Annotated in this window: 6 protein-coding genes; 2 read left to right on the top strand and 4 right to left on the bottom strand. The window is 35.6% G+C overall.

Annotation, left to right across the window (positions count from 1 at the left end; all coding sequences use genetic code 11):
- Nucleotides 1-71: 71 nt before the first annotated feature.
- From WFK35_RS20380 to WFK35_RS20370, 3 genes are all read right to left on the bottom strand, one after another.
- Complete coding sequence (locus WFK35_RS20380) at nucleotides 72-569, bottom strand: DUF421 domain-containing protein (RefSeq protein WP_336734294.1); 498 nt, start codon at nucleotides 567-569, stop codon at nucleotides 72-74.
- Between the two features lie 142 nt (nucleotides 570-711).
- Nucleotides 712-1,452: a hypothetical protein gene (locus WFK35_RS20375; RefSeq protein WP_336734292.1), complete on the bottom strand. Its 741-nt coding sequence runs from the start codon at nucleotides 1,450-1,452 to the stop codon at nucleotides 712-714.
- A gap of 205 nt (nucleotides 1,453-1,657) precedes the next feature.
- Nucleotides 1,658-3,337, bottom strand: coding sequence for an AraC family transcriptional regulator (locus WFK35_RS20370; protein ID WP_336734290.1), 1,680 nt, complete (start codon nucleotides 3,335-3,337; stop codon nucleotides 1,658-1,660).
- Between the two features lie 394 nt (nucleotides 3,338-3,731).
- Between WFK35_RS20370 and WFK35_RS20365 the strand changes: the two genes are divergently transcribed.
- Nucleotides 3,732-4,160, top strand: coding sequence for a MauE/DoxX family redox-associated membrane protein (locus tag WFK35_RS20365; protein WP_336734288.1), 429 nt, complete (start codon nucleotides 3,732-3,734; stop codon nucleotides 4,158-4,160).
- Nucleotides 4,161-4,418: 258 nt separating this feature from the next.
- The gene (locus tag WFK35_RS20360) at nucleotides 4,419-4,697 is read left to right on the top strand and encodes a hypothetical protein (RefSeq protein WP_336734286.1); all 279 of its coding nucleotides are present in this window, start codon (nucleotides 4,419-4,421) and stop codon (nucleotides 4,695-4,697) included.
- 110 nt (nucleotides 4,698-4,807) lie between these two features.
- Here WFK35_RS20360 and WFK35_RS20355 read toward each other — a convergent pair.
- The coding region (locus WFK35_RS20355) for a RagB/SusD family nutrient uptake outer membrane protein (RefSeq protein ID WP_336734284.1) at nucleotides 4,808-5,237 on the bottom strand (430 nt) is incomplete at its 5' end.

The raw sequence follows: 5,237 nt of genomic DNA, 5'->3' as shown, positions 1-5,237 counted from the left end.
GAATTCAAGTACATAACTACAAAATTCTACAGATCGCCCCCTCCCTGACCGTCAGGAATATCAAGATCTTCTTAAGAGCTTTTGCCACCTTGAGTATCCGATTTTTTGATGACGCTGATCTCTCCATTGAGCTCGATGACAACTGCCAAAACATCATCTAACCTTTCAATTCCTTCCTGACGCACTACAGCGTTGATCTCATCAACCGTTATGGCCTCGGTGTTCATATTGTCTTTGAGGTATTTGCCTTTATAGAACAGTAAGCGTGGAGAGGAATTGATCAGGTGTTCCATCTTATCGGATGTACTGGCCAATTTCGCGAACAGGTATTGTAAGGCTATTATCAGAAATAACACCATTACACCTTCTGCCAATGGGACCATCGCAAGCATCATATAGGCCAATGTGGAGCCCAGTGCAACCGTGACCACAAAATCAAAAGCGTTGAACTTGGCCAGTGTCCTTTTACCTGAGATCCTGATGAAAAGGAATAGAATGACAAAAGAGGCAATCGTCATCAGTGCGACCTGTCCAAGTTTTTCCCAATTTTCAAACAACAAATCTTTCATTTACTATTTTTATCATTAGTGTTGATAAAATAATGCCAGAAATGACCTGAAATGAAAATGACCTTCACACAAACATTTACGGTGCAATCTCTTCGTCAAAGTTGTTTTTCCGACTCTATTTCAACACGTAAAACTAAGAGTTTTATTTTCCACTCATATTCTGGTCATAAAAATCTGTGAATTTATTGATCAGGTCGTCTAAATTTTCTCTGTTAAATTCTCCAAAACCTAATGTCATAACGTGTCCTTCAACATTATTTGATAAGACACGGTTGAAATTTTCTATATACGTATGAGCGTGTCCCTGCAACTGCAATTCAGCATTTATCATTTTTACCCAATGTTCTTCATCTTTATCATCTATCGAGTAAGTTAAATAAGGAAGAACAAAAGGAACGAATTTATCATATTGCTTATTCTTATGGGGATTTAAGTTGTCATTCGGCCAAATCCTGAAATTCTCCAGTAGGTTTAAATTTTCAGATTGAACAATTGTAGCAGTTTCATTTCCTGCAATTTCAGAAATAATTTTCCCTTGGTCCTGAGTATACAACCAAAACCAAGCTAAATCCCAGGCAGTAGCACCTTTATGATTTATTAAATTATAAGGATGAAATATTGAATCTATTGCGATATAGCCTTTTCCATTACCAATCGTGTTTCTAATAATTTCTATTAAATCATTATGATTGGAGATTTTTTGCATAGGATTTCCATTAATGAATCCATAAATATAGTTCGACGTCCAATTTGATGGTTTATGGTATCCGTCATCAAGAATAGAATTTTCAATGATTTTTTTCGATTGTGAAATTGCGTCATCACTTTCTTTTAATTCATTTTCCTTTTTTTGTTTTGTCTTGAAAAAGTCAAAAAATCCCATATTTACCTCTTATTTAATTATTGTTGAATATTCCAAATATACGCATTGAATCAATATCTACACGATTTCAGCAATTCAATCTTCCTCAATCTCCTTCAATCTCTTGAATCAGAGAAAATATATGAAATTGATTTAGGCGATTTTAAAATGCGATATCAGAAAATCTACGATTTGAGGAGTGTTGTAGACATCATCCAAACACAACTTAATTAAGATCTTCATTCGCAGCAAACTTTTCTCTGCACTGATGCTGATACTCTTGCAGCGACATACCATAGATCTCCGAAAACAGTTTTAGAAAGTTGGAGCGAGAGGCAATTCCGCATAGTTTGGCAAGAACTTCTGTTTTCTGATGAACTGCTATAGGATCTTCTGCGAGCAATTCGGCGATATACTTAATGCGCAACCCACTTAGGTAACGGTTAAAATGCATTCCTTTCTCCGTGTTAATGTAGGAAGATAGATAATTAGGGTTTGTCCCTACTCTTATTGCAATTTTTTTCAAACTCAGGTTCGGTTTCAAAAACTCTTTTTCGTCTTCAAATTTCTGGAGATTCTTCCGAATTCTGTTGCGAATCTCTGCACTCAATGTGGATTTTGGCGGTGAGAAATCATTTTTTAATCTCTCAATATCAACACCCACACCCGCTAAGACCACATCGTATGTTTTCTCGGACTTCTTTTCCAGATAAGTGTTTATAGTGAATATAAGTAAAAACATAGAGACTGCTACAACGCCGAAGAGAATATTCCTGTAACGCTGTGTAATACTCGAATATTCAATATTTATCCGCTCGGCCTCAAACTGAATAAAAAGATGATGTGTGTCTTCTATGTTTATTTTTTCAATTTTGTGGAGGGTATTGGCAAAAGATAAGCTCTCATCTATATTTGATTTTTTACGGGCATTCTCCAGTAAAATCTTATAGTTTTCCGTAAGCTCAGGAAAGAAAAAATGGTATTTCTGATAAAGAGAATCAACTTTTCTAAAAAAACTAAAGGATTCTTGTTCTCGGTGCTGAGCCAATTTATTCTTTCCTAGATAAAAGTAGATCACTGATACCCCGGCAAAGTCATTTACCCTGACCAGTTCCGGAAGTGCACGATTGAGATCGGCAATACTTTGCTCGTAATTTCCTTTACGGAATTTAGAAATACCTTCTGATTTAAAAAAATAACTCCTTAACTGGACGAAATCTAAATCTTTGGGTATTTCCCTTTTGCCTATTTCAATTAAGCGGTCGGCACTATCATCATCTCCCATTTGCTGGTAGCAATAGATAAGTTGATTTAAAGTATTATAATAGCCTTTGCGCATATTATACAGGATATCTGGGGAATTATTTTTCAAAATTTCCTGTCTAAAGAATGCCGAACAGGTCTCAAATTGACTGACTGCCTCATCATAATATCCCAGATAACTCTTCATTACACCCAGGTGATATAATATAATATACTTTATGTATGGATTAGTGCTATATCTGGCGTAGAATAACGCTTTTATATAATCATCCAATGCAGGTTGATAGTCTTTAAAAATAAAGTAAGACACAATTCCCCTTCCAAGATAAGCAGAGGCAATAAGATCGTTATTACAACTATGCTGAGCGGAAGTTATTGCACTGTCTGCATACAGCTTTTTGCGGTATCCTGATGGCTCAAAATGTAGGGCATCTTGGTATGCATATGTTAATTCGGAATAATTTTTTTCTTTTTTCGCGAGGGCAATTAAAAGGTCAACGTAAGAAAGTGCTGTAGTATCATTTACCTTCTTGTAATCGTACTTTTTTCTGATTTGATGATAGGCCACATTGTCTGTACTCTGCGCAACCCATAATTCCGCAGTGGAAACCAAAAGCAATATAAACAACCTGAACATCTGCACGTTACCTTCATTTTTATTAAAACGTTTTATAAAATTACGTTATTTTTTATGGAATATCCAAGTGTTTTGTAAACTACATAACCAAAATGCTATCGGTCACGGTTCTTATTCACACAAAATAACATTTGATGTGCTGAATAAGCATCATTTGTCTTTTTGAGCACAATGTCTAATTCCAACTTATAATCACTTTTATGAAAAAAACTACAGTCTACAGCTATGCCGCTCTGGGATTTTGATACAGAGGATCAGTTTATAAACTGGCATCAGACATAGGAATCAGGCTTAGTAAATCATTTTTTTTGTTGAATTTCTGTTTTACATTTGATTAGTAATTGTAAGAAAAATAGACATATACTTTACACAGAATATTGTCAACAAAAAAACTAATGTCATGAAATATTTAAAAAAAATAATACCATTTGCAGTAAGTATTTTCTTTGTTATTCTCTTCTGCTATGCAGCTATCAGTAAGATATTGGATTTTGAGAATTTCCAGGTTCAGATTTCAGCATCACCATTCTTGAATGGATTTTCGCAATTCCTGGCTTACACGATAATCATTGTCGAAGTTATTATAGCAGGATTGTTATGCTACCGGAAAACCAGAACTATTGGACTGATAGGAAGCCTTGTTTTGATGGTCATCTTCACCGGTTATACTGCTTTACTGCTAAGTACAAATAAAAATCTCCCTTGTTCCTGCGGTGGGATTTTAGAGAAAATGAGCTGGCATCAGCATTTGTATTTCAATATGGGCTGTGTCATTCTTTCTGTTATTGCTTTAAGTTTAAATCTAAGATACAGCAGGCCTGCTGACTAAGTATGTTACCGTATTATTTACGGATGATCGATCGTGACTGAATTTGCTATTAATGTTCAACCTTAAAATTAGACAGCCGAAAGCTGTTTAACAATCCGAAATTCTAAAATGATTTTATTAACAACAATTTGTTTGAGAATATGTAGAATAGGATATTTTGGTACGACAAGATTCGCTGATCTATGGTATAATTAAATGACTTAACCTACTCAATTGTACTTCTCAAGCAGATCTCTAAAGTTTTTATGGTAATCTTTTTTGATATATAAAAAGACCGGAATTATGAAAATTAATCAAATTTTGAAAGCCAATGCGGTAGCGATTGCAGCCGTGATATTCTCAGGAGCTGTGATGTCGTTTAAAGCGATAGAGAAAAAAGAAAAAGCTGCTGTGCAGACTTTTTACTACATCAGTAACGATATGTCACCCAATGCATTCCGTGATGTTTCACATTGGAGTACATCAACAATCCCGACCGATTGTTCTCCTGAAGAAGGTTCCCGATGGCAGTTCACTGAGTGCCGTTTTAGGTTCTAAAACCAACAGTGAAGTTTTAGCGATATCAGAAGGTTACAGACCGGAACCTTAATAAGTGATTTGGCTAATAATTTGGGGTGGAAATTTCCACCCCATTTTTGTTTACGGATTTACCTTGGATTCTGAGGCATTCCCGTCATTTTTATAATGTCTTCAGGAATGGCTATGGCATAACGGAGATCGTTGGGTGGTAATGTATAAGTTGTTCCATTTATGATTCTTTGCAAATAAATTCCTGCGCCATCACGGTTATATCTTTTAAGATCTGACCAACGCAAGCCACGAAACAATAATTCCTTTCTTCTTTCTTTTAAAATAATTTCCAGTGCTTCAGCTTGTGAATTAGCTGTCATCGGAATATACGTTCCGGTTTTCCAACGTTTTTTCAACAATTCATTTAAGGTCTGCATTGCCTTTGTTACATCATTAAGTCGTGCGTAACTCTCCGCTACATTCAGATAGATCTCGTCTGTTGCCAGGCAGGTCATCCTCGTAGCACCTCCTGAATAGTTCCCTTTAAACAATATTTGCTGGGCTGTA

Source organism: Chryseobacterium sp. VD8, from assembly GCF_037149975.1.
GTDB classification, from domain to species: domain Bacteria; phylum Bacteroidota; class Bacteroidia; order Flavobacteriales; family Weeksellaceae; genus Chryseobacterium; species Chryseobacterium indicum.
This window is presented reverse-complemented; position numbering and strand designations above follow the sequence as displayed.